Source organism: Paraburkholderia sp. JPY419 (assembly GCF_050435705.1).
In the GTDB taxonomy this organism is placed as follows: domain Bacteria; phylum Pseudomonadota; class Gammaproteobacteria; order Burkholderiales; family Burkholderiaceae; genus Paraburkholderia; species Paraburkholderia youngii.
Genome location: NZ_JBNDKV010000004.1, coordinates 1,871,609 through 1,896,172 on the forward strand (window position 1 = coordinate 1,871,609; position 24,564 = coordinate 1,896,172).

Sequence of the window (24,564 nt, forward strand, 5' to 3'; positions counted from 1 at the left end):
AGTAATAAGACGAATCGGCGAGCGTGAGACTTAAATGCGCGCGTGAACCTGAAGCGGCCGTGCGGCGTGGAAAGGCGGGGACTGAAAGCGGCGGGGGAAAGTCGTGGGGTGTTTCATTAACTGCTGTCGCGCGGGCCGCGGTGTGCGAGCGTGATTAAAACCGCTGGCACACCGCGAACCTTGCGCTTTGCTTCAATCAGGCGATCATGCGACCGGATCAACGGCGGTTCGAACCCGAGACCACATCGATCCATACGGCCAGCACGAGGATGCCGCCCTTCACGATCATCTGCCAGTATGCGTCGACGTCGAGCATCGACATGCCGTTGTCGAGGCTCGCCATCACCAGCGCGCCGATCAGCGCGCCGTACACGGTGCCGGAGCCGCCGCGCATCGACGTGCCGCCGATGAAGCACGCGGCGATCGCATCGAGCTCGCCCATCGAGCCGGCCGACGGCGAACCGGCCGCGAGCCGCGCCGTGTTGACGATGCCGGCGAACGCGCACATCAGCCCCATCAGCGCGAAGATCGCAAGCTTCACGCGGTCGGTGTTGACACCCGAGAGCCGCGTCGCTTCGAGATTCGAGCCGACCGCGTAGATGCGGCGTCCGAACACGGTCTGCGTCGCGATCCACGTGAAGATGCCGAGCAGCGCGAGCAGCAGCAACACCGGCACCGGAATTCCGCCGTAGTTGTCGAGCATCGCGACGAAGCCGGCGAGAATCGCGCCCGCGCCGACCACCTTCGCGACGTCCTGCCAGAACGGCACGACGCGCAACTGATAACGCTGCCGGTTGGCGCGCTGGCGGATCGTCAGGAAGGCCAGCAGCACGAACAGCACGACGGCGAGCGTGTCCCCGGCGAGCCGCGGCAGATAGCCCTGGCCGACGAACACGAAGCTGTCCGACACCGGCGCGATCGTCGAGCCGCCGGTAATGCCGAGCAGAATGCCGCGATACGCAAGCATACCGCCGAGCCCGACGATAAACGACGGCACGCGCCGATACGTCGACCACCAGCCGTTGAACAAGCCGACCACGATGCCGAGCAGCAGCACGACCGGAATGGTCACGCCGATCGGCCAGTGCCGGTTCACGTCGAGAATTGCCGCGACGCCGCCGAGCAAGCCGAGGAGTGAGCCGACAGACAGGTCGATTTCACCGGCGATGATCACGAACACCATGCCGCACGCCAGCATGCCGGTAATCGACATCTGCCGCAGCAGATTCGACAGGTTGCGTGGCGTGACGAACGCGCCGTGCGTAAGCGCCGAAAAGAAAATCCAGATCACGGCCACGGCAATCAGCAGCGCGAGAATCTTGTAGCGCGCGAACAGTTGCTGGAGCCGTTGCGAGCCGCCGAATGTGTCTCGCGGCGCGGCGTTGTCGGTGCGTTGGGAAGTTACGTCGGGAGTCATGCGGCACTCGCTGCGGTTGAGTTCGTAGATAGATGCAGGGGGCGGATCGCGGCGCCGAGAATGTCTTCCTGCGTGAGACCGTCGTTGACGAAGTCGCCGCGCAACTCGCCTTCGCCGATCACCAGCACACGGTCGCTGATGCCGAGCACTTCCGGCAATTCGGACGACACCATCACGATAGACATGCCGCGCTGCGCCAGCTGGAAGATCAGCTTGTAGATCTCGTACTTGGCGCCGACATCGACGCCGCGTGTCGGTTCGTCGAGGATCAGCACGGTCGGGTTGGTCAGCAGCATGCGTGTGAGCACGGCCTTCTGCTGATTGCCGCCCGACAGACTTGCAATCGATAGCATCGGATTCGCCGCGCGCACGGAAAGCCGCTTCATTTCCGTATGAATCGTGTCGAGTTCGGCTGCGGAATCGATGCGTCCGCCCGACGCGAAACGCTGCAATACCGCAAGCGTGATGTTATGGCCGACGCTCATGCCCGGCACGATGCCGTGGCGTTTGCGGTCCTCGGGCACCATCGCGATGCCGGCGCGAATCGCGTCGATCGGCGCGCGGATCTTCAGCGGCTTGCCGTCGAGCACGACATGTGCCTCGCTGATGCCCGCATACGCGCCGAAGATCGCCTGCATCAGCTCGGTGCGGCCCGCGCCGACGAGCCCGGCGACGCCGAGAATCTCGCCGCGTCGCAACGAGAACGACACGTCGTCCACGCGCTTGCGGCGTGGATTCGTCACGTCGAAACAGGTGACGTTGCGGGCTTCGAAGATCACGTCGCCGATCGGATGCGGCTCGCGCGGAAACAGATTCTTGATCTCGCGGCCGACCATCAGCGCGATGATCCGTTCGGTCGTCAGCGCGTGCATCGGCTCGGTCGCGACATGGCGGCCGTCGCGAATCACGCTGATCGTGTCGCAGACTGCCGCGACTTCGTCGAGCTTGTGCGAGATATACACGCAGGCGATGCCGCGCCGTTTCAGATCGCGCACGATGTCGAGCAGAATCGCGATTTCCGAGGCGGTCAGCGACGACGACGGTTCGTCGAGAATCAGCAGCTTCGCGCGCTTGTTCAGCGCCTTCGCGATTTCGATCAGCTGTTGATGGCCGCCGCCGTAGTTCATCACGGGCTGCGCGGCGTTGATGCCGCTGATGCCGAGTTCGCGCAGCAGTTCGTCGGCGCGCTGATACATCGCCGCGTAATTCATGCGGCCGCCCGGCAGCGTGATTTCGTTGCCGAGAAAGATATTTTCCGCGACCGACAGCTCCGGCACGAGCATCAGTTCCTGGTGGATGATGATGATGCCCGCGCGTTCGGTGTCGCGTACGCTCGCGGCCTTCAGCGTCTCGCCTTCCCAGGTTATTTCGCCATCCCAGGTTCCATGCGGATACACGCCGGACAGTACTTTCATCAGCGTCGATTTGCCCGCGCCGTTTTCGCCGCACAGGCCCACGCATTCGCCCGGCGATACGGTCAGATCGATGCCATCGAGCGCCTTCACGCCGGAAAAAGCTTTGACGATGCCGCGCATCGTCAGAAGAGGTTGCGTCATTCGCTATGCCTCGCTGCAAGTTGGGCCGATGTTCGAGCACGCTCCCGGGCGCGATGGCCCGGGAGCGTGGCGTTCACATCGCACCCGTCTCAGTGTTATTTGCTCGCGAGTTGCTCTTGCGTGTAGAAGCCGTCCTTCACGACGGTGTCGAGGTTCGCCTTCGTCAGCTTGGTCGGCTGCAGCAGCACCGTATCGACCTTCTTCTTGCCGTTGTCGTACTGCGCGTTGAACGCCGGCTTGTCACCCTTCGCCAGCGCGACCGACAGCTTCGCCGCTTCGCCCGCGATCAGCTTCAGCGGTTTGTAGACCGTCATCGTCTGCGTGCCGGCAGCCACGCGCTTCACAGCCGCGAGGTCGGCATCCTGACCCGAGATAGGTACCTTGCCCGCGAGGCCTTGCGCCGCGAGCGCCTGGATCGCGCCGCCAGCGGTGCCGTCGTTCGACGCGACGACTGCGTCGATCTTGTTGTTGTTCGCGGTCAGTGCGTCTTCCATGATGCGCAGCGCGGTCGATGCGCTCCACTCCGGCACCCACTGCTGGCCGACGACCTTGATGTCGCCCTTGTCGATCGCCGGTTGCAGCACCTTCAGCTGGCCCTGGCGCAGCATCTTCGCGTTGTTATCGGTCGGTGCGCCGCCGAGCAGGAAGTAGTTGCCCTTCGGCCGCACGGCGTAGACGCCCTGCGCCTGCATTTCGCCGACCTTCTCGTTGTCGAACGAGATGTAGGCGTCGATATCGGCGTCGAGGATCAGGCGGTCATACGACACGACCTTGATGCCCGCTTTGCGTGCTTCGGCCACCACGTTGCCGAGCGTCTTCGAGTTGAACGGCACGATCACGATTACGTCGACGCCACGCGAGATCAGGTTTTCGATCTGCGAGATCTGACGCTCTTCGCTCGCATCGGCCGATTGCACGGACACCTTCGCGCCGAGCTTTTCCGCCGCGGCGACGAAATAGTCGCGATCGCGCGACCAGCGCTCGACGCGCAGATCGTCGATGCAGAAGCCGATTTCCGGATGATCCTTGCTGGCGTGCGCGAGCGGGGCGGCGAGCGACAGGCTGGCGAGTACCGCGCCGCACAGCAGCGAGCTCAGTACGTTACGACGCATTGCGAACTTCATTTTTGTCTCCTTCGTTAGTGATCGCCGGAATACCGGACGTTTCGGTCTGCGCTGCGAGCCGCAGACTCGGACAAGCGACAACCCACAGCTTGCTGGTGCGCGCGGTCCACGTGGCCGCGCAATCTTTATTCAACGTCCGCTATAAATCGCCTGATTTACGATGTTTTCCATCTGTTCCTGCTGCCCGCTCACATGCCGCGGATTCAAATCGCGCGCCAGCGTGTCCTCCGCAAGCGTCGACAGCGAATACTCGCCGGACAGGATCTTGCGGCCGAATTCGCCATCCCAACCCGCGTAGCGTTGCCGCTTGAACTGTTCGAGGCGCTCGTTTTCGACCAGCACCGCCGCGCGTTCGAGGCCGAGCGCGAGGTTGTCGATCGCGCCGATGTGGCCATAAAAAAGGTCTTCGGGATCGACACTCTGGCGCCGCAATTTCGCATCGAAGTTCATGCCGCCGGTCGTGAAGCCGCCGTGGCGCAGAATCTCGTAGAAGGCCAGCGTCAGTTCCTCGACGCTGTTGGGGAATTGGTCGGTATCCCAACCGTTTTGCGGATCGCCACGATTCGCGTCGATGCTGCCGAAGATGCCGAGCGCAAACGCGGTCGCAATTTCGTGATGGAACGAGTGGCCCGCGAGCGTCGCATGATTGGCCTCGATGTTGACGCGGATCTCCTTGTCGAGACCGTGCTGCAGCAGGAAGCCATGCACGGTTGCGACGTCGTAGTCGTATTGATGCTTGGTCGGCTCCTGCGGCTTCGGCTCGATCAGCAGGGTGCCCTTGAAACCGATCTGGTGCTTGTGCTCGACCACCATGTGCAGGAAGCGCGCGAACTGCTCGCGCTCGCGCACGAGGTCGGTGTTCAGCAGCGTGTCGTAGCCTTCACGTCCGCCCCACAACACGTAGTTCTCACCGCCGAGGCGCAGCGTCGCGTCGAGCGCATGACGCACCTGGGTCGCCGCAAAGGCGAACACCTCCGGATTCGGATTGGTCGCGGCACCGGCCGCGTAACGCGGATGCGAAAACAGATTCGCGGTGCCCCACAGCAATTTGATACCGGTATCCTGCTGCTTGCGCGAAAGGTAGTCGGACACGCGCAGGAAGTTCTCGCTGTATTCCTTGACGCTCGCGCCTTCGGGCGCGACGTCGGTATCGTGGAACGTGTAGTACGGCGTGCCGAGCTTCGAGAAGAATTCGAACGCGGCGTCAGCCTTCTGAAGCGCCCGCTCCATTGCGTCGCCGGGTTGCTGCCACGGCCGCCGGAACGTGCCCTGACCGAAGATATCGACGCCAGGCCAGACGAACGAGTGCCAATAGCACACGGCGATACGCAGATGCTCCTCGAGCGTCTTGCCGAGTACCTTCCTGGTTTTGTCGTAGTGACGGTACGCGAGCGGGTTGTCCGATTGCGGGCCTTCGTAACGAATCTCGGGAATGTGTTCGAAGTAGGACATCGGCGTCTCCAGTTGGCCCGAGTTGCCGCAAAGCGACTACTCGGGTCCCATGAAAGGTTTTCTTTGCATTCTTCGCCGCGACCCGCGCGGTTTGGCCGTGCAGGCCGACGAGGTGACGCCATGCTGCCGCTTGCACGATGTGCCGGCAATTGCGAAATTTCGCAGCGCGCTTGATGTTTCTTACCGCCGGCGCGTTTGTTTACTGCCGGCGCGCGATTCGACGCCTAGAATAGCCAGACGCTTAAAAACGGAGTTGCCCCAGGCACCCGACACAATGGAGACAAAGGCGCGTGGTCCATCGTCCGCACGCCGCACACCGCCATGACCCGTCCACAAGCACCTCAGACAACCCATCGGATCGCGCTGCTGTTCAACGCGAACAAGGTCTACGATCGCGAGATCATCACGGGTATCGGCAACTACCTGCTGTCGACCCGCGTCGCATGGGATCTCTTCCTCGAAGAGGACTTCCGCTGCCGGCTCGCCGGTATCCAGCGCTTCGACGGCGACGGCATCATCGCGGACTTCGACGATCCCGCCGTCGACGAAGCCCTGCGCGACTGCCCGCTGCCGGTGGTCGCGGTCGGTTCGTCGTACGAGGATCCGACGCAGTACCCCTCGGATTTACCCTATATCGCGACCGACAACAGCAAGCTCGTGTCGCTCGCGTACACGCATCTGATCGGCGCGGGCCTCGAAAACTTCGCGCTGTACAGTCTGCCGCAGGCGCAGGAAAACCGTTGGGCGCAACAGCGCGAACTCGCCTTCGCGCATCTGCGCAGCGCGGACGGACACAGCGCGGCGCAGATCGATAGCGAAATCTATCGCGGTCTGTCGACGAGCGCGCCGTCCTGGAACCAGGCGATCGAACAGCTGACCACGTGGCTGCGGCAACTGCCCAAGCCGGTCGGCATCATCGCGGTGACCGACGCGCGTGCACGGCATTTGCTCCAGGCCTGTCTGATCGCGGGCATTCCGGTGCCCGAGGAAGTCGCGATCATCGGCATCGACAACGATCCGCTCACGCGCACGCTGACGCGCATTCCGCTGTCGTCGGTGATTCAGGGCACTGAGGAAATGGGCCGTACCGCCGCGCACATCCTGCATCAGATGCTGCACGGCGCGCGCTTTCCGGGGCGCCGCATTCTGGTGCCGCCGGTCGGCATCAACGTGCTCGAATCGACGCGGCATCAGCCGCTCGCGAGTCCGTACGTGATGCGCGCGCGCCATTTCATCCGCCAGTACGCGTGCCAAGGCATCCGCACCGAGCAGGTGGCCGACTATGTGGGCGTTTCGCGTTCGTCGCTCGAAGAGTATTTCCGGCGCGAGCGGCAATGCACCGTGCATCAGGAGATCCTGCGCCACAAGCTCGACGTCGCGAAGTCGCTGCTGGCGAAACGCGATGCGTCGAGTGCGGAAGTCGCGATTCGTTGCGGCTTCACGTCGCTGCAATACATGTACGCGGTATTTCGCCGCGAACTCGGCTGCACGCCGCGCGAATACCAGGAGCGCGTGGGCCCGAAGACGAAAACCACTGGCTGAGCATGCTTTTCTATTTTTTCTTCGCACTGTGACCACATGATCAGCATCGCACAACTCTCTTCCGAACCGTGGGGCACGCTGCAGGGCGGCGATCGAGTCCGGCTCTATACGCTGCGTAACGCACACGGCATGAAAGTCGCCATCAGCGACCTCGGTGCGACGCTGGTTTCGTGGCACGCGCCGGATCGCGCCGGACGTCTCGGCGATATTCTGCTCGGCCACGACACGCCCGCCGAATACGTGGCGGCCTCGACCTACATGGGCGGACTGATCGGCCGCTGGGCGAATCGCATTGCGGGCGCGCGCTTTGCGCTCGACGGCATCGAGTACACGCTGGATCGCAACGAAGGTCCGAACCTGCTGCACGGCGGCACGGTCGGTTTTCATCGCGCGTTATGGGACGTCGCCGAGGACGACGGCGCGTTGCTGATGCGCCTGGAGTCGCCCGAAGGCGATGCCGGTTTCCCGGGCAACGTGACGGTGCAGGTGCGCTATTCGCTCGACGACGACGGCACGCTGACGATCGGCTACGAAGCGATCACCGACGCGCCGACGCCGCTCAATCTGACCAGCCATCCGTACTTCAACCTGACCGGGCGCGCGGGCACCGACATTCGCGGCCACGTGCTGTCGATCGACGCCGAGCGCTTTTTCGAAGTCGACGCGACGATGATTCCGTGCAAGCTCGCCGACGTCGCGGGCAACGCATTCGACTTCCGGCAGAGCGCGCCGATCGGCGGACGGCTCGACTGGCCGCACTCGCAACTCGCGCGCGCTGGCGGCTTCGATCATTGCTACGTGCTGCGCGAGGCGCCGGCAGACGCGATAAACGGCAACGATGGCCACGCGCTGCCGCTGCGCGAAGTTGCCTGCGCATACGATCCAGGCAGCGGACGCGAACTGACCGTCGCGACCGATCAGCGGGGCTTGCAGTTTTACACGGGCAACGCGTTGAACGGCAACCCGGGACGCGGGGGCGTTCGCTATCAACGGCACGCCGGCCTGTGCCTCGAGGCGGGCGGTTTTCCGAACGAGGTCAATATGACGGGCCACGACGAAGTGATCGTGCGACCCGGCGATACCTACCGCCAGGTCACGACTTACCGCGTCGATGTACGCGAAGGTGTGTGACTGGATTTGCGGGCGCTTTTCCGGTGTTTTACGAACACCGCGACGGCCAGATTACAGTTCGCCGACTAGCCGTTCTCTGCAATACTGAATTAGTCGACTAGTGGTTTTCCCGAAGTACGCACCCTTCTAGACTGTTTTTATGGCACCGGCATCCCTGCGGCGCCGGATACACAACTACGGAGGGAAACATCATGAAATCGCTTATCCAGGCAGTTGCGCTTACCGCCGTGATCGCTGCTGCGCCGGTCGCGTCGTTCGCACAATCGGAACAGCCGGTCACGCGAGCCGAAGTCAAAGCGGAAGTGCAGCAACTCGAACAGAATGGCTATAACCCGGCCATCTCGCTCGATGCCCAGTATCCCGCGGACATTCAGGCGGCCGAGGCACGTGTCGCCGCGATGAAAGGGAACGGACAAGCCAATACCTCGGGTTACGGGTCGCCGATGGGCGGATCGTCGCAATCGGGCCATCATCCGATGGTAGTCAATCCGGACGGTCAATAACGAGTCGCAAACGTGTTGCGAAAGTCCGCAGCGAGGAAAGATTCGTGAGTTAGCGGCTTTTCCGTCTTGGCGATTTTCGCCGTTTTGTACCGATATGAAGCGAGCGCATGTTTTCAACACATGCGCTCGCTTTTCTGCTTATACGCGGCCCCACGAACCGTACCGCTAATTCCCACGCCGCCGCGGATTCAGCCAGACCGTGCCTGCGGGCATTCCGTCTGATACCAGATGTTCACCTGACGCTGCGCGCGCTCGAGACTCGCCGGATAGTCAGGATCGAAGCGTCGTTCAGGGTGGTAGCCTGCTTGCTGCAGCGCTGTCAGTTCGCTCATGCTCCGCTGATGCGTGGCCGGCGCCTTGTTCTTGAGGTCGGTCAGGTCCTGGCATTGCGTTGCACTCAGATGGGTTTGCGCGCCGCCGTTCCCGCCGCCCGCGGCGCAGCCAACGAGCGTGAGCACCAACACGGCAGGCATCGACCGTATCCGCGTCGCGATGTTCATGTCGCGCCTCCGTTTCGTTATCGGCATTTTGAATTATTCGCAACGCCCGCGAAACTCGCCACCAATTTCATCAGCCGCGCTTTCGATACGGACATAGACTTTCCCCTTGTGAATGCCGATTTGCCCACGCATCAGTTGACCCGACGTTTTCCCCTCAACGAGGGAGCCGCGCTTCCTCATTCCAAGGAGACATGCGATGCCCCGCACCGCCGCTGAAAAACGCGCCGCTTTCCGCGCGCTGCACTCGTCTGGCTGTTTCGTGCTGCCCAATCCGTGGGACGTGGGCAGCGCCCGTTATCTGCATACGCTCGGCTTCAAGGCGCTCGCCACTACCAGTTCTGGTTTTGCGTGGTCGACCGGACACGCGGATAACACCTTGCCGCGCGAAACGATCCTCGCCCACCTGCGCGCGATCGTCGATGCGACCGATCTGCCGGTCAATGCCGACTTCGAAAACGGCTTCGGCCGCGATCCGGAAGAAGTGGCCGAGAGCGTGGCGCTCGCGATGGCAACGGGCGTCGCGGGTCTGTCGATCGAGGACTCGACCGGCAACCCCGCCGCGCCGCTGTTTCCGGTCGACGTCGCGGTGCAACGGCTCAGCGCCGCGCGCCGTGCGATCGATCAGAACGGCGGCGACACTCTGCTGGTCGGCCGCGCGGAGAATTTCTTCGCCGGCAACGCCGATCTCGACGATGCCATCGCGCGTCTGAAGGCCTATGCGGCGGCGGGCGCGGACTGCCTGTATGCGCCCGGCATCCAGACGCGCGAGCAGATCGAAGCGGTGGTCGCGGCCGTCGCGCCGAAGCCCGTCAATCTGCTGATCGGCTCGACCTCGACGCTGACGTTGCAGGACGTGGCCGCGCTCGGCGTGCGGCGGATCAGCGTCGGCGGCGGGCTCGCGCGCGCGGCATGGGGTGGCTTCATGCAGGCCGCTCAGGCGCTGGTCGATGGCCGCTTCGACTTCACCGGCGCGGTGGCGGGCAAGCAGCTCAATGAGCTTTTCAATCGCAACGCGTGAAAAACGCCGTGCACGCAGGTGTTCGCGCGCCGCATCGACGTGACGGGAAAGTGGCGGCGTTTCCGATGAGAAAAGCGCGCGAACGCATGAATCGGCGCACAGAGGCACCCGTCGAGCCAAATGTTATGATCGGAAACATTGTTCGCCCGACCGAGCGCATACCTGACCCGCAGCAAGCCTCATGGACACCCATCTCACCAAATCCGCCGACACCGCGTCCTCCGATCTCGGCCGGCGCGTGCGCGCCGCCCGTCAGGCGCAGGATCTGACGCTCGAAACCGCGAGCCGCCTGTGCGGCGTCTCGCGCTCGACGCTGTCGAAAATCGAAAACGGCCTGATGTCCCCCACTTTCGACGTGCTGCAAAAAATCGTGCTGGGCCTGAAGATCGAAATCGGCGAACTGTTCGGCTCGACGCCGAAAGTCAGCGCGAGCGGCCGGCGCGCGCTGACGCGCAAAAACGAAGGCCAGCGCCACGCGTATCGCGGCTACCAGATGGAGTTGCTTGCCACCGATCTCGCGCACAAGGCGATGCTGCCGTTTCGCATCCGCATCTCCGCGCACACGCTCGACGCCTTCGACGACTGGGGCCGCCACGAAGGCGAGGAGTTTCTCTACGTGATCAGCGGCAGCGTGTGCCTCTATTCGGAGCTGTACGCGCCGACACATCTGAACGCGGGCGACAGCCTCTACTTCGATAGCCGCACGGGTCACGCGGCGGTGTCGACCAGCGAGGAAGACGCCGAAGTATTGTGGATGGCGACCAATGCGGACCTTCCGCATACACCGCCTGCAGGGAACGATTCAGCGAAGAAATAGCGCGCCCCGCGCACTCAGCGCGCCGCCAGCGCCCGTTGCGCGAGTTGCGCGATATGCAGTGCGTGTCGGCCCGTACCGTGCTCGATCTGCTCGCGACAACTGAAGCCGTTGGTCAGCACGATCGTTTGCGCATTCGCCGCCATCGCGTCGCGCACGGACGGAAACAGCTTGTCCTCGCCGATCTTTTCTGACAACGCGTGATGCTCGACATTGAAGCCGAACGATCCCGCCATCCCGCAGCAGCCGGTATCGAGCAGCTTCCATTTGACGCCGAGCTTGTCCAGCAGCGCCGTATCGCCCTGCATGCCGAATAGCGCCTTCTGATGACAATGGCCATGCACGATCACATCGGCCTCGAGCGTCGGCCACTCGAACGGCTGACGCGCGACGAAATCGGCAAACAGATAGGTTTGCGTGGACAGCTTCTTCGCCAACGCATGGTTGGGGAGTTGCTTCAGCAACTCGTCCTTGAACACCGATAGACAGCCAGGCTCCAGACCGACCAGCGGCACGCCGGCGGCAATGTCGTCCGCGAGATCGTCGACGATATGCGTGAGCAGTTCGCGCGCGCGTTCGAGCAGACCAAAGTCGTACAGCGGACGTCCGCAGCACAAACGCTTCTTCGGCAGGACGACGCGCCAGCCCAGTTGCGTCAGCACATCAGCTGCGGCCCGCGCGATCTCGGGCGTGAAGTGGTCGTTGAACGTGTCCACCCACAGGATCACTTTCTTTGCGTCGCCGCCGCGCGCATCAAGCGCGGATGCTTGCGACGATGCGCTCCGTCTATAAGTCGTAGCGGCAAAGCGCGGCAACGCACGGGTCTGCGCCACGCCCGCCATCCATTTGCCGAGCGCGGACAAACCGGGCGCCGTCGTCAGAAAGTTGGTCACGCGTGGAAAACGCGCGGCCCACGGCGCCCATTCGCCGATCCGCCCCATGAACAGCGCCTGACGCGGCCGACGGTTGTTTTGATAGTAGTGTGAAAGGAACTCCGCCTTGTACGACGCCATGTCCGTATGCGTCGGGCAATCGGACTTGCAGCCCTTGCATGCGAGGCAGGTATCGAGCGCTTCCTTCACTTCGCGGCTGTTCCAGCCATCGGCGATCACGTCGCCTTGCAGCATTTCCCAGAACAGATGAGCGCGCCCGCGCGTCGAGCACTTTTCCTCGCGCGTGCCGCGATAACTCGGACACATCGTGCCGCCTTCGAGCGAGCGGCATTTGCCCATGCCAATGCAGCGTTCGATCGCACGCTGAAAACCATCGCCTTCCTGACTCGCGAACGTGAGCTTCGTATGCAGCGTCACCGGCTTGTACGCGGGACCCGTGCGCAGGTTTTCGTCGGCGCGGTATGCATGCACGACCTTGCCCGGATTCAAACGATTCGCCGGGTCCCAGATCGCCTTGAACTGCTCCATCGCCTGCATCAGTTCGGGGCCGTACATGATCGGCAGAAACTCGGCCTTCGCCTGGCCATCGCCGTGTTCGCCCGACAGCGAGCCGCCGAATTCGACCACCAGTTCCGCCGCTTCGCGCAAGAACCCGCGCCACGTCGCGATACCTTCCGCGCTGCGCAGATCGAACGTGATGCGCGCGTGCACGCAGCCGTCGCCGAAATGGCCATACAGGCTCGTCTCGTAGCCATAGCGATCGACGAGCGCCTGAAACGCGCGCAGATAATCGCCGAGCCGCAGCGGATCGACTGCGGCATCTTCCCAGCCGACCACCGGATCGGGCTTGTCGCGATCCACCGATAACGCGACCGCCGACGCGCCAGTCTCACGAATCGACCACACCTTCGCCTGCAATGCGCGATCTTCGACGAGCACCGTCGAGATTTCCGGCCCCGCCGCGCCCGACTGAAAATACGCGGCGGCGTCGCGTGCTTGTTGCAGTGCTTCATGCTGCGTATCCGCGCCGAATTCGAGCACGACCCATGCATCGCCTTCGGGCAGCAGTGCGATCTCATCCTTCTTCAGCCCGCGCGCCTGCAGGCCGCGAATGATCGCGCGGTCGAGTCCCTCGACTGCGATCGGCCCGCAGCGCATGAAATGCGGCACGGCGTCCGCCGCCGTATAGATGTCGGTGAACCCGACCACGACGATCACGCGCCTCGCCGGACTCTTCACGAGTCTCACTTTCGCCTGCAACGTGACCGCGCAAGTGCCTTCGCTGCCAACCAGCGCACGCGCGACGTTGAAGCCGTTTTCCGGCAGCAGTTGATCGAGATTGAAGCCCGACACGCGCCGCTTGATCTTCGGGAATTTCGCGCGAATCCGTTCCGCGTACGTGTCGCGCAGTTGCTTGAGCGCCGCGTAGATCTCGCCTTGACGACCACCCGCCGCGATGATGCGTTCGAGTTCTTCTTCGGAGGTCGGGCCGACCCAGAAACGCGCGCCGTCGAAGGTCGCGATTTCGAGCGCCTCGATGTTCTCGACCGTCTTGCCGGCCATCACCGAATGCGCGCCGCATGAGTTGTTCGCGATCATGCCGCCTAGCGTGCAGCGGCTATGCGTGGCGGGATCGGGCGCGAACGTGAGGCCGTGCTGTTCGGCGGCATCGCGCAACGAGTCGCACGCGACGCCGGGCTCGACGATCGCGACGCCCGCCAGCGGATCGATCGAAACGACGCGGTTCAGATACTTGCTCGCATCGGCGACGACCGCGACGTTTACGCACTGGCCGTTCTGCGAGGTGCCGCCGCCGCGCGGGAGAAACGGCACGTCGTTGCGACGGCATGCGGCGAGCGTCGCGAGCAGATCGTCGATATCGGCCGGTATCACCACACCGAGCGGGACTTGCCGATAGTTCGACGCATCCGACGCGTACAGTGCTTTGGAACCCTGATCGAAGCGCACTTCGCCGCGCACATGCTGGCGCAGATCGCTTTCCAGCGCCTGCAATACCGCGGCGCTGCCCGCGAAAGGCCTGGCGACACGCGGTTCATTCGAAGCGCCGCGCTCGCCGACCCGGCGCTCTTCATCCAATGACAATGACGTCCCCACTGCGCTCCTCGTCTGCGATGCCGGCGCTTGCGCCGTCGTATGCGCTCAGGCCGCCCGGCTTGCGGTCATCCGGAAGATGCCCTGTGCGTTGCCCGCGTCGAACCGCAGGTCGGTTTCCCAGCGGCGCGCGTCCTGATCGAAACTGCGCTTGCGCGTGATGAATTCGTAGAACGAGCCCGGCACGTCGCGCGCGACGACACTGCCGTCTGCCGCGCGAAATTCGCGTTGCACGAGATCCGCGCGATACGCGGTCTGGAACACGCGCCCGGAACGCGAATGCTCGACGTCCGGCTTCATCGGCCGACCCTTCGCCTTCTGTTCGTCCGACAGTTTGAACACATCCGCGACGCGGTCGGTCGCGTGATTGAACGCGTTACCTTCGGTCGCGATCCACGCCATCTCCGCCGACTCCTTCAACAATACTTCGTAGTCGGCTTCTCGTGGCATCTCGTGCTGACGCGCGAACGCACCGACTATTACCGGTAGCAACTCTTGCGCCGCATCGATCGGCAGCACGCCGTCGCGTTCGAGTTCCCACAACAGGCCACTAGCGCGCGGCGTCAACGGATCGCGCGATGCACCGATCACGTTCGTCACCGCCTGCTGGAACGCCGCGGAAAAACGCTCCGGGTGCAGTTCGCTGACGAAGAACTGCGCGATCTCGTCGGGCGCGTCGTCATGCGCCCATGCGCGGCCGGTCATGCCGAGCCGATCGAGCGGATAACGGCCGTTGATCCGAAAGCCGAGCGGCCGCAGAATGCGCGCGAACGCGGCCTCGCCGGGCGGCAGCGCGCCGCTGTGCGGCCAGCGCACGGTGCGCAGTGCGCCATGATCGAAGTACACGCTGCCGCCGGCGGCGACGGTTTCCTCCGTATAGCGGCGGCCGTTTTCCGAGCGCGCGAGCAGATCGTCGAACAGCGCCATGTTCATCGCCTGTGCAAGTTCGGCACGCGTGACGCTGCCGCTTTCCCACTCGTTCAACACATGCGGATGATTCAGCGTCGCAAACAGGCGCGCGGTTTTCTCCGCGCCCAGCAGCTTCACCAGCAGTTGTTCGACGTTCGCATTCTTCAGGTTTCGCATCCGGCTTCTCCACGCTAAACGTTGAGCGCCCGCACGAGCGCCACATGACGGGCGAGATTATTCAAAATCCGCTCCGCCCCCGTAAAGCGAGATAAAATCGGCACTTGATGCGTTTTTGGAATTAACGTGCGAAAGTTCAAGATTCCCAACATGGGCGCGCTGCTCGCGTTCGAAGCCGCGGCGCGGCACGAGAGCTTCACGCACGCGGCGCGCGAGCTGTTCCTCACCGAAAGCGCGGTGTCGCGACAGATCAATACGCTCGAAAGCAATCTAGGCGTGCGGCTGTTCGTGCGCGTCAAGCAACGCGTCGTGCTGACGCGCGCGGGCAAGGTCTACAGCGCGCAGGTGCGACGCTCGCTCGAACACCTCGATCGCGACACGCTGTCGATCATCGCGCACGGCAGCGGCGGCGGCTATCTGGAACTCGCGGTATTGCCGACGTTCGCATCGCAATGGCTGATTCCGCGCATGGCGACATTCAATGAACAATACCCGGACGTGCGCGTGAACATGGGCGTCCGTACCGCGACGTTCCCGTTCGCCGACACGCATTTCGAAGCGGCGATTCACTACGGCAAGCCGACGTGGCCGGGTACGTCGGCCGATTTTCTGTTCAGCGAGGAAGTGGTGCCGATCTGCGCGGCGAGTCTGCTGAGGCGGCCGGTCCGTAACGTCGCCGAACTACTCGACTATCCGCTGCTTCATTCGACGACGCGACCCGATGGCTGGGCGAGCTGGTTCGCAAATTTCGGCGTCGACGACAATCGCACGATGCAGGGCGTGCGCTACGAACTGCACACGATGCTGATCAGCGCGGCCGCGGCCGGACTCGGCATTGCACTGGTACCGCGCTTCTTCGTCGACACGCAGTTGCAGCAGTTCGGTCTCGTGATTCCGTTCGACGGACCCGCCGTTGCCGACGCCGCGTACTACCTAGTGTACCCAACCGAGTTGAGCCACGGCAAACCGCTCGCAAATTTCCGCGAGTGGCTGCTGCGCGAAGCGGCCGCGTACGGCGCGATTTATCCGGAGTTGGCGGAGCGGCCCGAGGGGGCGTGATGAAACGCCAGTCGCATGTGTGATTGGATCAATCACACATGCGTCCGTGCGAAATTTAGTTGCCGGCGCGCGCCTGCGCCAATGCGGCCAAATTGCCTTCGCCGAAGCCATGATGTCCCTGGCGTTGCACGATCTCGAAGAAGATCTCGCCGGCGCGACGGCGTACGAAGGTCTGGAAAAACAGCAGCGGCACGCCGTCCGCGCCCATCTCACCGTCCACGAGCACATGCGTGCGCCGCAGCCGCTCGACATCGAGCCCGTGGCCCGGCAAGCGTGCATCGAGCTGCTCGTAGTAGCGCGGCGGCGGCTCGACGAATTCGACGCCGTTCGCGAGCAGACGCTCGACGCACGCGAAGATGTCGTCGGTGGCGAGTGCAATGTGCTGCACGCCTTCGCCCGGATGATCGGGCAGATATTCGTGCATCAGATTGGTCCGGCGCGTGCCCTCCTCGTACAGCGGTATGCGGATCGCGCCGCACGGCGACACCATCACGCGCGATTCCGCCGACACGTGCCAATTCGCGTGCAACTCGTGAATCTCGCGGAAATTCAGCAGGTCGCGATAGAAGTCGATCCACTCCTGCATGCGGCCTTCGCCAACGGTTTGCGTCAAATGATCGACCGCGACCAGGCCGCTGCCCGCGTGACTCAGATCGGCTTCGGCCGTGTCGATTTCGATGGGGCGGAAGTCGATGTCGAAGATCGAGATATCGCCGAGGCCGCCGCGCTGACCGCCGCGTCCGCGCCAGCGATCGACGAAATAGATGTGCGAATCGCCGATACCTTGAATCGCCGGAATCAGCAGTTCGCCGGCCCCGAGGCGTTCGCCCTCGAATTCCCACGCGCCGAGCTCCACCGCGCGTGCGAACGCGCGCTGCGCGTCGGCGACCCGAATCCCGATCGCGCAGATGCCGACCCCGTATTCCTCCGCGTAGCGCGCCGCGAACGAATCGGGCTCCGCGTTGATCAGGAAATTCATCTCGCCCTGACGGTACAGCGTCACGTCCTTGCTGATATGACGCGCGATCGCCTTGAAGCCGAGCCGCTTGAAGGTCTCGCCGAGCGCCTGCGGATCGCGGGCGGCGAACTCGACGAATTCGAGGCCGGCCGTGCCGAGCGGATTGTGCTCCGGCGCCATCACGGCGCGCTGCGCGGCCTCGGGAGTGGGCAAGTCGCTAGGCATGGCAATCTCCTTGTACGGTCTTTCGATGCGGTGGCCGGTGGTTCCGGGGTTCGGCGCGAACCGTTCCGGCCGTTCGCGATGGGCTGCGTGACGCGTGCCCGCTCGTAGCGTGCACGCAGCGTGCCGCAAAAAAATACGGGCTGCGGCGGCTTTCGCACCGTGTTTTTACACCGGGTCGCAGGGCATTCGCAACCGTCATTTTGTACTGGTTGGTTCATACGGAGAACGGCATGCCGATGCCCGCCCGGGGGCATGCGTGCGGCAGGCCGCCGGATCACTCGAGCGGCGCGTCGCCCGGGCCGCCTTTGCGCGCCGTTTTGCCGGCGGTTTTACCGGTGCTTTTGCGCGCATCCTTGCCCGACACCGCCGCCATTCTGCCCCGCGCGACCTCGCGCACCGCCTCGATGAACGCGCGCCCCACCGCCGACGGCTGCGTATCCGAGCGACGGATCAGCCCCACCGGCTCGCCGGTGCCAGCAAACGGCAGCGGCAAGCGCACCAGCATGCCGTGCGCGAGTTCGTATTCGACCGCGCTTTGCGGCACGAACCACACCGCGCCGTTTTCGAGCGTGAGCGCACGCCCCGTCGATACCGACAACACCTCGACGAACCCTGACAACGGCGCCACGCCCCACGCGCTCAGCAGGCTTTCGGTCGACTGGCGGATCAGCGTGCCGAACGGCGGCAGCACGATCGGAAAATCCTCCAGCGACGTGGCCGGCAAGGCCGTTCCCTGAGCGAGCGGATGCCCGGCGCGCACGACCGCGATCAGCGGCTCGGTAAACAACTGCTCGAAGCTCAGGCCGACCATCCGCTCGGGGTCCGCGAGACGGCCGATCGCGAATTCGATCGAACCCGCTTTCAGGCGTTCGAGCAATTCCGGATTTGCGCCGGTCGCGAGGCGCACGATCACGCGCGGCCACTGCGTCGAGAACTGTTTCAGCACGGGCGGTATCAGCGCCGCGGCGACGGTGGGCAGCACGCCGACTTCGAGCGTCGCTGCGGCCGCGCCCTCGGCGCGCGCGAGCAGATCGACGCCCTGGCGCAGCGCGCTCACGCAGGCGCTTGCGTGCGGCATGAAAAGCTGCCCCTCGCGCGTCGGCACCGCGCCGTGACGGCCGCGCTCGAACAGCTTCACGCCGAGAATGGTTTCCAACTCGGCGACCGTCTTCGATACCGCCGGCTGCGTGATCGACAGACTGTCCGCCGCCCGCTGGACGCTGCCGAACTGCGCGACGGCCAGAAAGCACTGGAGATGACGAAATTTGACGCGGCTATCCGCGAGACTGCGTTGCATAACGGAAGGTTATACGAAACGGGCAAAAACGTCATTTTTCATAACCGCGTGCTTTGTATAAAGTGCGAGTCATAACGCCGCATCCCCCGATTCCTCCAACGGAGACACTTCATGGAAGATTCAATTCTTTCCCCGCGAGACTTCGCGTCCCATCCCGAGTACGTCTATCCGCCGTACGGTTCGTCGGTCAAGCGCGGCCCGACCCGTCCGCTGATTCCGCTGAAAGAACGTCTGCGCGACCAGCGCGTGCCGGTCTACGGCAGCGACGACCTCGATCCGCTCGACAACGACCTGACCCGCAACGCGGTGCGCAATGGCGAGCCGCTCGGCGAGCGCATCATCGTGACAGGCCGCGTGCTCGACGAAGGCGGCCGTCCGGTGCGCAACACGCTCGTGGAAATCTGGCAGGCGAACGCCGCCGGCCGCTATGTGCACAAGGCCGACCAGCACGACGCGCCGCTCGATCCGAACTTCCTCGGCGCGGGCCGCTGCATCACTGACAACGAAGGCCGTTACCGCTTCCTGACCATCAAGCCGGGCGCGTATCCGTGGGGCAACCATCCGAACGCATGGCGTCCGCAGCACATCCACTTCTCGCTGTTCGGCGACCACTTCGGCTCGCGTCTCGTCACGCAGATGTACTTCCCCGGCGATCCGCTGCTCGCGTTCGACCCGATCTACCAGGGCACTCCGGAAAACGCCCGTGAGCGCATGATCTCGAAGTTCTCGCTCGACATTACGCAAGAGGCCTATGCGCTCGGCTACGATTTCGACATCGTGCTGCGCGGCCCGAACGAAACCCCGATGGAGCGCTAAGCCATGACGACTCTCAAGCAAACGCCTTCGCAAACCGTTGGTCCGTACTTCGCCTACGGTCTTTGCCCGCAGCAATACGATTTCGACTACAAGAGCCTGTTCACGCACGTGCTGGCCGACATGGAAGCGGCCGGCGAGCACATCACGATCGTCGGTCAGGTGTTCGACGGCGACGGCAAGGTGGTTGGCGACGCGATGATCGAAATGTCGCAGGTCGACTCGAACGGCCACTATCCGGAATCGCGCGAGGACATCCTGAAGACCGGCTTTCACGGCTTTGCGCGCGTCGGTACCGGTACGGACCCGCACAAGCGCTTCATCGTCGAGACGGTCAAGCCGGGCCGCGCGAATCCCGACGAAGCGCCGCACATCGACGTGATCCTGACGATGCGCGGCATGCTGCTGCACACGTTCACGCGCATCTATTTCGAGGACGAAGCGCAGGCGAACGAGCAGGACGCCGTGCTGGCGTCGGTGCCGGCCGAGCGCCGTGGCACGCTGATCGCGCGCCGCGTTGCCGGTACGGCCAACGTGTACCGCTTCGACATCCACATGCAGGGCGATCAGGAAACCGTGTTTTTCGACCTGTGATGCGCGATTCGTCGCGAAGCTCCGAGCAGTAAAAATCGAGCCCGCCTGTGCGGGCTTTTTTTCGCGCGGACGTTTCGCGGTGCACCTGCGCGCGTTAGCAGCGGAAGTGATCGATGCTTTGTCCGGCGTGAATCGCGCGCGCGAGCCACGCCGGTTTATCGCCCTGACCGTCCCACGTGTTGCCGAACGCGTCGCGGTACAGCACCGCGGCCACGGCGTTCGCATCGGCTTCGAGCGATTCGGCCAGCGCTTCGAGGGTGATGTTGTGGTCGTCCATGCGTCGGCGAATCCATGCGATCATGCGCTCCCGCAGGTTCTCGTCGCGTTCGAACAGTCGTTGTTGTCCTTCTCGTTCTTTCATAACGTATTGTGTCGCAGCTCTTGCTGGCATTAGACGAACTCGCAACTCGCATCACAACGCGAGGCTCGTGCTTAATTCAATTTGAACGAAAGCGATTCGACGAATTCACGCGATCCCTGCAAATGCGTAAAAACCCGCATTTGCAACTGATGCCTGTCAGATTCTGAATTAAAGCGCTGGGATCAAGCGAATCGGCTACTCGAAGAATAGAAGGCGCTCGAATTGCGCCCGTGTTTCGCTTCGTGCGTCGCCTCGTCGTGGCGAGGGAACTTCAGCGTATCGAAAGTGATTCTAGCATTCGATGTATTTTGGCCGCAGCAAAGAAGTTTTTCTAATTGTACTAATTGCGGGACTTCCGGGTTTTCGGTAATCGTGGCTTCCACCACCCGATTGGCGGACAATGCGAAACCCGGGATTCGCCAGAGCATCTGGCATCGGCCCGACCTCAGGAGACACGACCATGCCCGCCTCGACCGCCATCCTCACGATCCTCGCCGCGCTGCTATTGGGCGCGATGAGTCCGGGACCCAGCTTCGTCATCGTCGCGCGCAACGCGATCGGTCTGTCGCGCGGCGACGGTCTCGCCACGGCGCTCGGCATGGGCATCGGCGGTGTGTTTTTTAGCGGCATCGCGCTGCTTGGGCTCTATACGCTGCTCGCGACGGTCGAATGGCTCTACGTCGGGCTGAAAGTGGCCGGCGGCGTCTACCTGGTTTATCTGGCGTCGAAAATCTGGCGCGGCGCCGCGAAGCCGCTCGCGTTCAGCGAAACGCAACCCGGCAATGGCGTCAATCCGCGCAAGTCGTTCTGGATCGGCTTGAGCACGCAGCTCAGCAATCCAAAGACGGCCGTCTATTACGGCAGTATCTTTGCCGCGCTACTGCCGCAGCATCCGCCGGTGTGGTGCTATTTCGCGCTGCCGCCGGCGATCTTCGCGATCGAAGCGGGCTGGTACACGATCGTCGCAATGTGCTTTTCGAGCCAACGGCCGCGCGAAATCTATCTGCACTGGAAGGCGTGGATCGATCGCATCGCCGCGGGCGCCGTGACCGCGCTAGGTCTGCGGCTGATTCTGAATGCGCACAAGGTCGGGATTTGACGCCAACATGAAGCGGCGCGCGCCGGCGTGACTCGCTGCGCGCCGCCCTGAAACAGCGTTAATCGCGGCGCGTTACGCTTTTCCCTCCGCCTTGATCCGCGCGCGCAACTCGAACTTCTGGATCTTCCCCGTCGAGGTCTTCGGCAACTCGCCAAAGCGCACCGCCTTCGGCAACTTGAAGCCGGCCAAAAACAGCCGGCAGTGCGCGATGATTTCCTCCTCGGTCGCCTGCGCGCCTTCCTTCAACTCGATGAACGCGCACGGCACCTCGCCCCACTTCGGATCGGCCATCGCGACCACCGCCGCCACCGACACCGCCGGATGCCGGTACAGCGTGTCCTCGACTTCGATGCTCGAAATGTTCTCGCCGCCCGAAATGATGATGTCCTTGCTGCGGTCGCGGATGCGGATATAGCCGTCGGCCGTGCGCACGCCGAGATCGCCGGTATGGAACCAGCCGCCATCGAAAGCGGCTTCGGTCGCGCGCTCGTTCTTCAGATAGCCCTTCATGCAGATGTTGCCGCGAAACATGATCTCGCCGATCGTTTCGCCGTCGTCCGGCACCGGCGCGAGCGTGTCCGCATCGAGCACCGCGACCGCCGCCTGCAGGTGATACCGCACGCCCTGGCGGGCGGTCAGGTCGGCGCTGATTTGCTCGTCGAGCGCGTCCCACTCCTGCTGCTTCGCGCAGACGGCCGCCGGGCCGTAGGTTTCTGTGAGCCCGTACACGTGCGTCAGGTCGAAACCGATCTGCTTCATCTTCGCGATCACCGCGGGCGGCGGCGCGGCGCCCGCGACCATCGTCGACACGCGATGCGTGATGCCCTCGCGCCATTCGGCCGGCGCGTTCGCGAGCGAACTCTGTACGATCGGCGCTCCGCAGTAGTGCGTGATGTGCTCGCGGCGAATCAGCTCGAACACGGTCTTCGCGTCGAACTTGCGCAGACAGACGTTGACGCCCGCGCGCGCGGCCACGGTCCACGGAAAGCACCAGCCGTTGCAGTGGAACATCGGCAGCGTCCACAGATATACCGCGTGCTTCGGCATATCCCATTCGAGAATGTTGCTCAGCGCGTTCAGATACGCGCCACGGTGATGGTAGACCACGCCCTTCGGGTCACCGGTCGTGCCCGACGTGTAGTTCAGCGCGATCGCGTCCCATTCGTCGGTGGGCGGAGTCCACTCGTAGGACGGGTCGCCGGTTTGCAGGAACTGCTCGTAGTCGGTCGCGCGGATGAACTGCGCGGCGTCGGCGGCCTGCGCATCGGCCACACTGATCACGCGCAGTTCCGGGAATTCGAGCGCAGCGCGATGCGCGAACTCGCCGTATTCGGTATCGACGATCAACGCCTTCGCCTCCCCGTGGCGCAGCATGAACAGCAGCGTCGCGACGTCGAGCCGCGTGTTCAGCGTGTTCAGCACGGCGCCGGCCATCGGCACGCCGAAGTGCGCCTCGACCATCGGTGGAATGTTCGGCAGCAGCGCGGCGACCGTATCGCCGCGGCCGATGCCGGCCTCGCGCAGCGCGCTCGCGAGCCGCCGCGCGCGCTCGTAGGTCTCGCGCCAGTTACGGCGTATCTCCCCGTGGACGATCGCGAGCCGCTCGCCATACACTTGCGCTGCGCGCACGAGGAAATCGATCGGCGTCAACGGGACATAATTGGCCTCGCGCCGCCCGAGGCCTTCGTCGAACATGTGCTGTGTCATTGCTTCGTCTCCTGAGGCGCGAGCCGCGCCGCCGATTGTTGTGATCGTCTTCTATGAATAACCAGGGCCTAGCCTAGCAATTGTCGTCATGAACTGTCTGTCATTCAAATGACAGAGTGGCGCCGCTAGCGCCCCGCCTTGACCTGGCTCAGCCGGAACCGCTCCCAGGACGCGTATCTCCAATGACCGTCGCTCCTTTCCCCGACCGCGCCGACTCCCGCCCGCCCCAACGCGTCGCGCCTGCCGACCTCGCGCGGCTGTTCGCCACCTGCGCCTGGTTTCGCGCGCTCGCCGCCGAGCATCAGGCGATGGTGCTCGCCAGCGCGCACGCCGAGCACTTTGAAGGCGGCGCGTGGATCGCGCGTCGCCAGCAACCGTCCGACTATTGGATCGGCGTGCATTCGGGGCTCATCAAGCTCGCTATCTACAACGCGTCGGGCCGCAGTTGCACGCTGTCGGGGGTGCCGCCGGGCGGCTGGTTCGGCGAAGGCAGCGTGATCAAGCGCGAGTTGCGCAAGTACGACGTCGCCGCGATCCAGCCGTCGCTCGTGATGTTCGTGCCGTCCGCGACCTTCCATGCGCTGCTCGAATCGAGCCTGCCGTTCACGGGTTTCGTGATCCGGCAGTTGAACAACCGGATGGGAGAATTCATCGCATCGATCCAGAACAGCCGGCTGCTCGATGTGGACGCACGCGTCGCGCAATCGCTCGCGCAGCTGTTCAACCCGGATCTGTATCCGGACACGGGCCACACACTGGCGATTTCGCAGGAAGAGGTCGGTTTGCTCGCGGGGGTGTCGCGGCAGCGCATCAATCAGGCGCTGCAGAACCTCGAGAAGCTGCGGATTTTGGGTCTGTCATATAACCAGATCGAGGTGCTCGATCTCGAGCGGCTAGAGGCGTACGGACGAGAGCAGATCTAGCGGCGCGGCAGGCGCACGCTATCCGGCGCGCACGCCGCCCTTGCGTGTCGCGCGCATTTGGAGAGCGGCGTCGGTCTTGAACAGCGCGAGCATGATCGCGCTCAGTACGCCCGATTTTTTCCAGCGCAGATAGTAGCGATGCGCGGTCTGGTACGGCACGTAGTGTCCGGGCATAGTGCTCCACGGTGCACGCGTGTGCAGCACCCACATCACGCTATTGAGCACGTGGCGAATATCGATCGGCGGACGACCACGCCGCGGGACGTCGTCATTTAGGGTTTCGGGCAATAGCGGCGCGACCTGCTGCCATTGCTCGTCGGTCAACTCCTGAACGACCGGCGTGGTCCCGATGGATTCGGAAGATGGACTATTCATGCGTG

Annotated in this window: 22 protein-coding genes; 10 read left to right on the top strand and 12 right to left on the bottom strand. The window is 63.6% G+C overall.

The genetic code is table 11. The features are described 5' to 3' along the window. Positions 1–217 precede the first annotated feature (217 nt). The 4 genes from QFZ91_RS37055 to xylA form a co-directional block, all read right to left on the bottom strand. Entirely contained in the window at positions 218–1,417 is a 1,200-nt protein-coding gene (locus QFZ91_RS37055; RefSeq protein ID WP_176107256.1) for a sugar ABC transporter permease, read from the bottom strand. After that, on the bottom strand, positions 1,414–2,973 hold the full coding sequence (gene xylG / locus QFZ91_RS37060; RefSeq protein ID WP_429570310.1) for a D-xylose ABC transporter ATP-binding protein: 1,560 nt from the start codon (positions 2,971–2,973) through the stop codon (positions 1,414–1,416). Before xylG ends, QFZ91_RS37055 begins: the two co-directional genes overlap by 4 nt. 95 nt (positions 2,974–3,068) lie before the next feature. Further along, positions 3,069–4,097: a D-xylose ABC transporter substrate-binding protein gene (gene xylF / locus QFZ91_RS37065; protein ID WP_429570311.1), complete on the bottom strand. Its 1,029-nt coding sequence runs from the start codon at positions 4,095–4,097 to the stop codon at positions 3,069–3,071. A 129-nt stretch (positions 4,098–4,226) separates the two neighbouring features. Continuing rightward, on the bottom strand, positions 4,227–5,549 hold the full coding sequence (xylA, locus tag QFZ91_RS37070) for a xylose isomerase (RefSeq protein ID WP_429570312.1): 1,323 nt from the start codon (positions 5,547–5,549) through the stop codon (positions 4,227–4,229). 321 nt (positions 5,550–5,870) lie between these two features. On the opposite strand from xylA, the gene QFZ91_RS37075 reads away from it, so the two are divergent. From QFZ91_RS37075 to QFZ91_RS37085, 3 genes are all read left to right on the top strand, one after another. Continuing rightward, positions 5,871–7,091 carry a XylR family transcriptional regulator gene (locus tag QFZ91_RS37075; RefSeq protein WP_429570313.1) on the top strand — a complete coding sequence of 407 codons (1,221 nt, stop codon included), beginning with the start codon at positions 5,871–5,873 and terminating at the stop codon, positions 7,089–7,091. A gap of 36 nt (positions 7,092–7,127) precedes the next feature. Then, entirely contained in the window at positions 7,128–8,222 is a 1,095-nt protein-coding gene (locus QFZ91_RS37080; protein ID WP_176378934.1) for an aldose epimerase family protein, read from the top strand. A 191-nt stretch (positions 8,223–8,413) separates the two neighbouring features. Continuing rightward, positions 8,414–8,725: a DUF4148 domain-containing protein gene (locus QFZ91_RS37085; RefSeq protein ID WP_176378933.1), complete on the top strand. Its 312-nt coding sequence runs from the start codon at positions 8,414–8,416 to the stop codon at positions 8,723–8,725. Positions 8,726–8,913: 188 nt separating this feature from the next. Here QFZ91_RS37085 and QFZ91_RS37090 read toward each other — a convergent pair whose 3' ends face one another. After that, positions 8,914–9,225, bottom strand: a complete 312-nt coding sequence (locus QFZ91_RS37090) for a hypothetical protein (RefSeq protein ID WP_429570314.1) — start codon at positions 9,223–9,225, stop codon at positions 8,914–8,916. A gap of 196 nt (positions 9,226–9,421) precedes the next feature. Here QFZ91_RS37090 and QFZ91_RS37095 point away from each other — a divergent pair, with 196 nt between their 5' ends. Together QFZ91_RS37095 and QFZ91_RS37100 are read left to right on the top strand one after the other, a co-directional pair. Beyond that, the gene (locus QFZ91_RS37095) at positions 9,422–10,243 is read left to right on the top strand and encodes an isocitrate lyase/PEP mutase family protein (protein ID WP_429570315.1); all 822 of its coding nucleotides are present in this window, start codon (positions 9,422–9,424) and stop codon (positions 10,241–10,243) included. 181 nt (positions 10,244–10,424) lie between these two features. After that, positions 10,425–11,060, top strand: coding sequence for a helix-turn-helix domain-containing protein (locus tag QFZ91_RS37100; protein WP_429570316.1), 636 nt, complete (start codon positions 10,425–10,427; stop codon positions 11,058–11,060). Positions 11,061–11,074: 14 nt separating this feature from the next. On the opposite strand, the gene QFZ91_RS37105 is transcribed toward QFZ91_RS37100, so the two are convergent. Both QFZ91_RS37105 and QFZ91_RS37110 read right to left on the bottom strand, forming a co-directional pair. Beyond that, positions 11,075–14,065, bottom strand: coding sequence for an FAD-binding and (Fe-S)-binding domain-containing protein (locus tag QFZ91_RS37105; protein ID WP_429570317.1), 2,991 nt, complete (start codon positions 14,063–14,065; stop codon positions 11,075–11,077). A gap of 45 nt (positions 14,066–14,110) precedes the next feature. Further along, positions 14,111–15,148 (bottom strand): DUF1338 domain-containing protein, encoded by a 1,038-nt coding sequence (locus tag QFZ91_RS37110; RefSeq protein WP_429570318.1) that lies wholly within the window; start codon positions 15,146–15,148, stop codon positions 14,111–14,113. 126 nt (positions 15,149–15,274) lie between these two features. Here QFZ91_RS37110 and QFZ91_RS37115 point away from each other — a divergent pair, with 126 nt between their 5' ends. Beyond that, the gene (locus tag QFZ91_RS37115; RefSeq protein WP_429570319.1) at positions 15,275–16,207 is read left to right on the top strand and encodes a LysR substrate-binding domain-containing protein; all 933 of its coding nucleotides are present in this window, start codon (positions 15,275–15,277) and stop codon (positions 16,205–16,207) included. Positions 16,208–16,262: 55 nt separating this feature from the next. Here QFZ91_RS37115 and QFZ91_RS37120 read toward each other — a convergent pair whose 3' ends face one another. Together QFZ91_RS37120 and pcaQ are read right to left on the bottom strand one after the other, a co-directional pair. After that, complete coding sequence (locus tag QFZ91_RS37120) at positions 16,263–17,390, bottom strand: 4-hydroxyphenylpyruvate dioxygenase family protein (protein ID WP_429570320.1); 1,128 nt, start codon at positions 17,388–17,390, stop codon at positions 16,263–16,265. A 274-nt stretch (positions 17,391–17,664) separates the two neighbouring features. Next, positions 17,665–18,687 (bottom strand): pca operon transcription factor PcaQ, encoded by a 1,023-nt coding sequence (pcaQ, locus tag QFZ91_RS37125; RefSeq protein WP_176378927.1) that lies wholly within the window; start codon positions 18,685–18,687, stop codon positions 17,665–17,667. A gap of 111 nt (positions 18,688–18,798) precedes the next feature. Between pcaQ and pcaH the strand changes: the two genes are divergently transcribed. Further along, on the top strand, positions 18,799–19,503 hold the full coding sequence (pcaH, locus tag QFZ91_RS37130) for a protocatechuate 3,4-dioxygenase subunit beta (RefSeq protein ID WP_176107243.1): 705 nt from the start codon (positions 18,799–18,801) through the stop codon (positions 19,501–19,503). Positions 19,504–19,506: 3 nt separating this feature from the next. Further along, the gene (gene pcaG, locus QFZ91_RS37135; protein WP_429570321.1) at positions 19,507–20,094 is read left to right on the top strand and encodes a protocatechuate 3,4-dioxygenase subunit alpha; all 588 of its coding nucleotides are present in this window, start codon (positions 19,507–19,509) and stop codon (positions 20,092–20,094) included. A 94-nt stretch (positions 20,095–20,188) separates the two neighbouring features. Here the strand turns inward: pcaG and QFZ91_RS37140 are convergent, their stop codons facing one another. Further along, positions 20,189–20,455: an H-NS family nucleoid-associated regulatory protein gene (locus QFZ91_RS37140; protein WP_176107241.1), complete on the bottom strand. Its 267-nt coding sequence runs from the start codon at positions 20,453–20,455 to the stop codon at positions 20,189–20,191. 460 nt (positions 20,456–20,915) lie between these two features. On the opposite strand from QFZ91_RS37140, the gene QFZ91_RS37145 reads away from it, so the two are divergent. Continuing rightward, the gene (locus QFZ91_RS37145) at positions 20,916–21,554 is read left to right on the top strand and encodes a LysE family translocator (RefSeq protein ID WP_429570322.1); all 639 of its coding nucleotides are present in this window, start codon (positions 20,916–20,918) and stop codon (positions 21,552–21,554) included. A gap of 72 nt (positions 21,555–21,626) precedes the next feature. On the opposite strand, the gene QFZ91_RS37150 is transcribed toward QFZ91_RS37145, so the two are convergent. After that, positions 21,627–23,261 carry an acyl-CoA synthetase gene (locus QFZ91_RS37150; RefSeq protein ID WP_429570323.1) on the bottom strand — a complete coding sequence of 545 codons (1,635 nt, stop codon included), beginning with the start codon at positions 23,259–23,261 and terminating at the stop codon, positions 21,627–21,629. A gap of 182 nt (positions 23,262–23,443) precedes the next feature. Between QFZ91_RS37150 and QFZ91_RS37155 the strand changes: the two genes are divergently transcribed. Then, on the top strand, positions 23,444–24,184 hold the full coding sequence (locus QFZ91_RS37155; protein WP_429570324.1) for a Crp/Fnr family transcriptional regulator: 741 nt from the start codon (positions 23,444–23,446) through the stop codon (positions 24,182–24,184). A gap of 18 nt (positions 24,185–24,202) precedes the next feature. On the opposite strand, the gene QFZ91_RS37160 is transcribed toward QFZ91_RS37155, so the two are convergent. After that, positions 24,203–24,559 carry a transposase gene (locus QFZ91_RS37160; protein ID WP_429570325.1) on the bottom strand — a complete coding sequence of 119 codons (357 nt, stop codon included), beginning with the start codon at positions 24,557–24,559 and terminating at the stop codon, positions 24,203–24,205. Between the last annotated feature and the right edge of the window lie 5 nt (positions 24,560–24,564).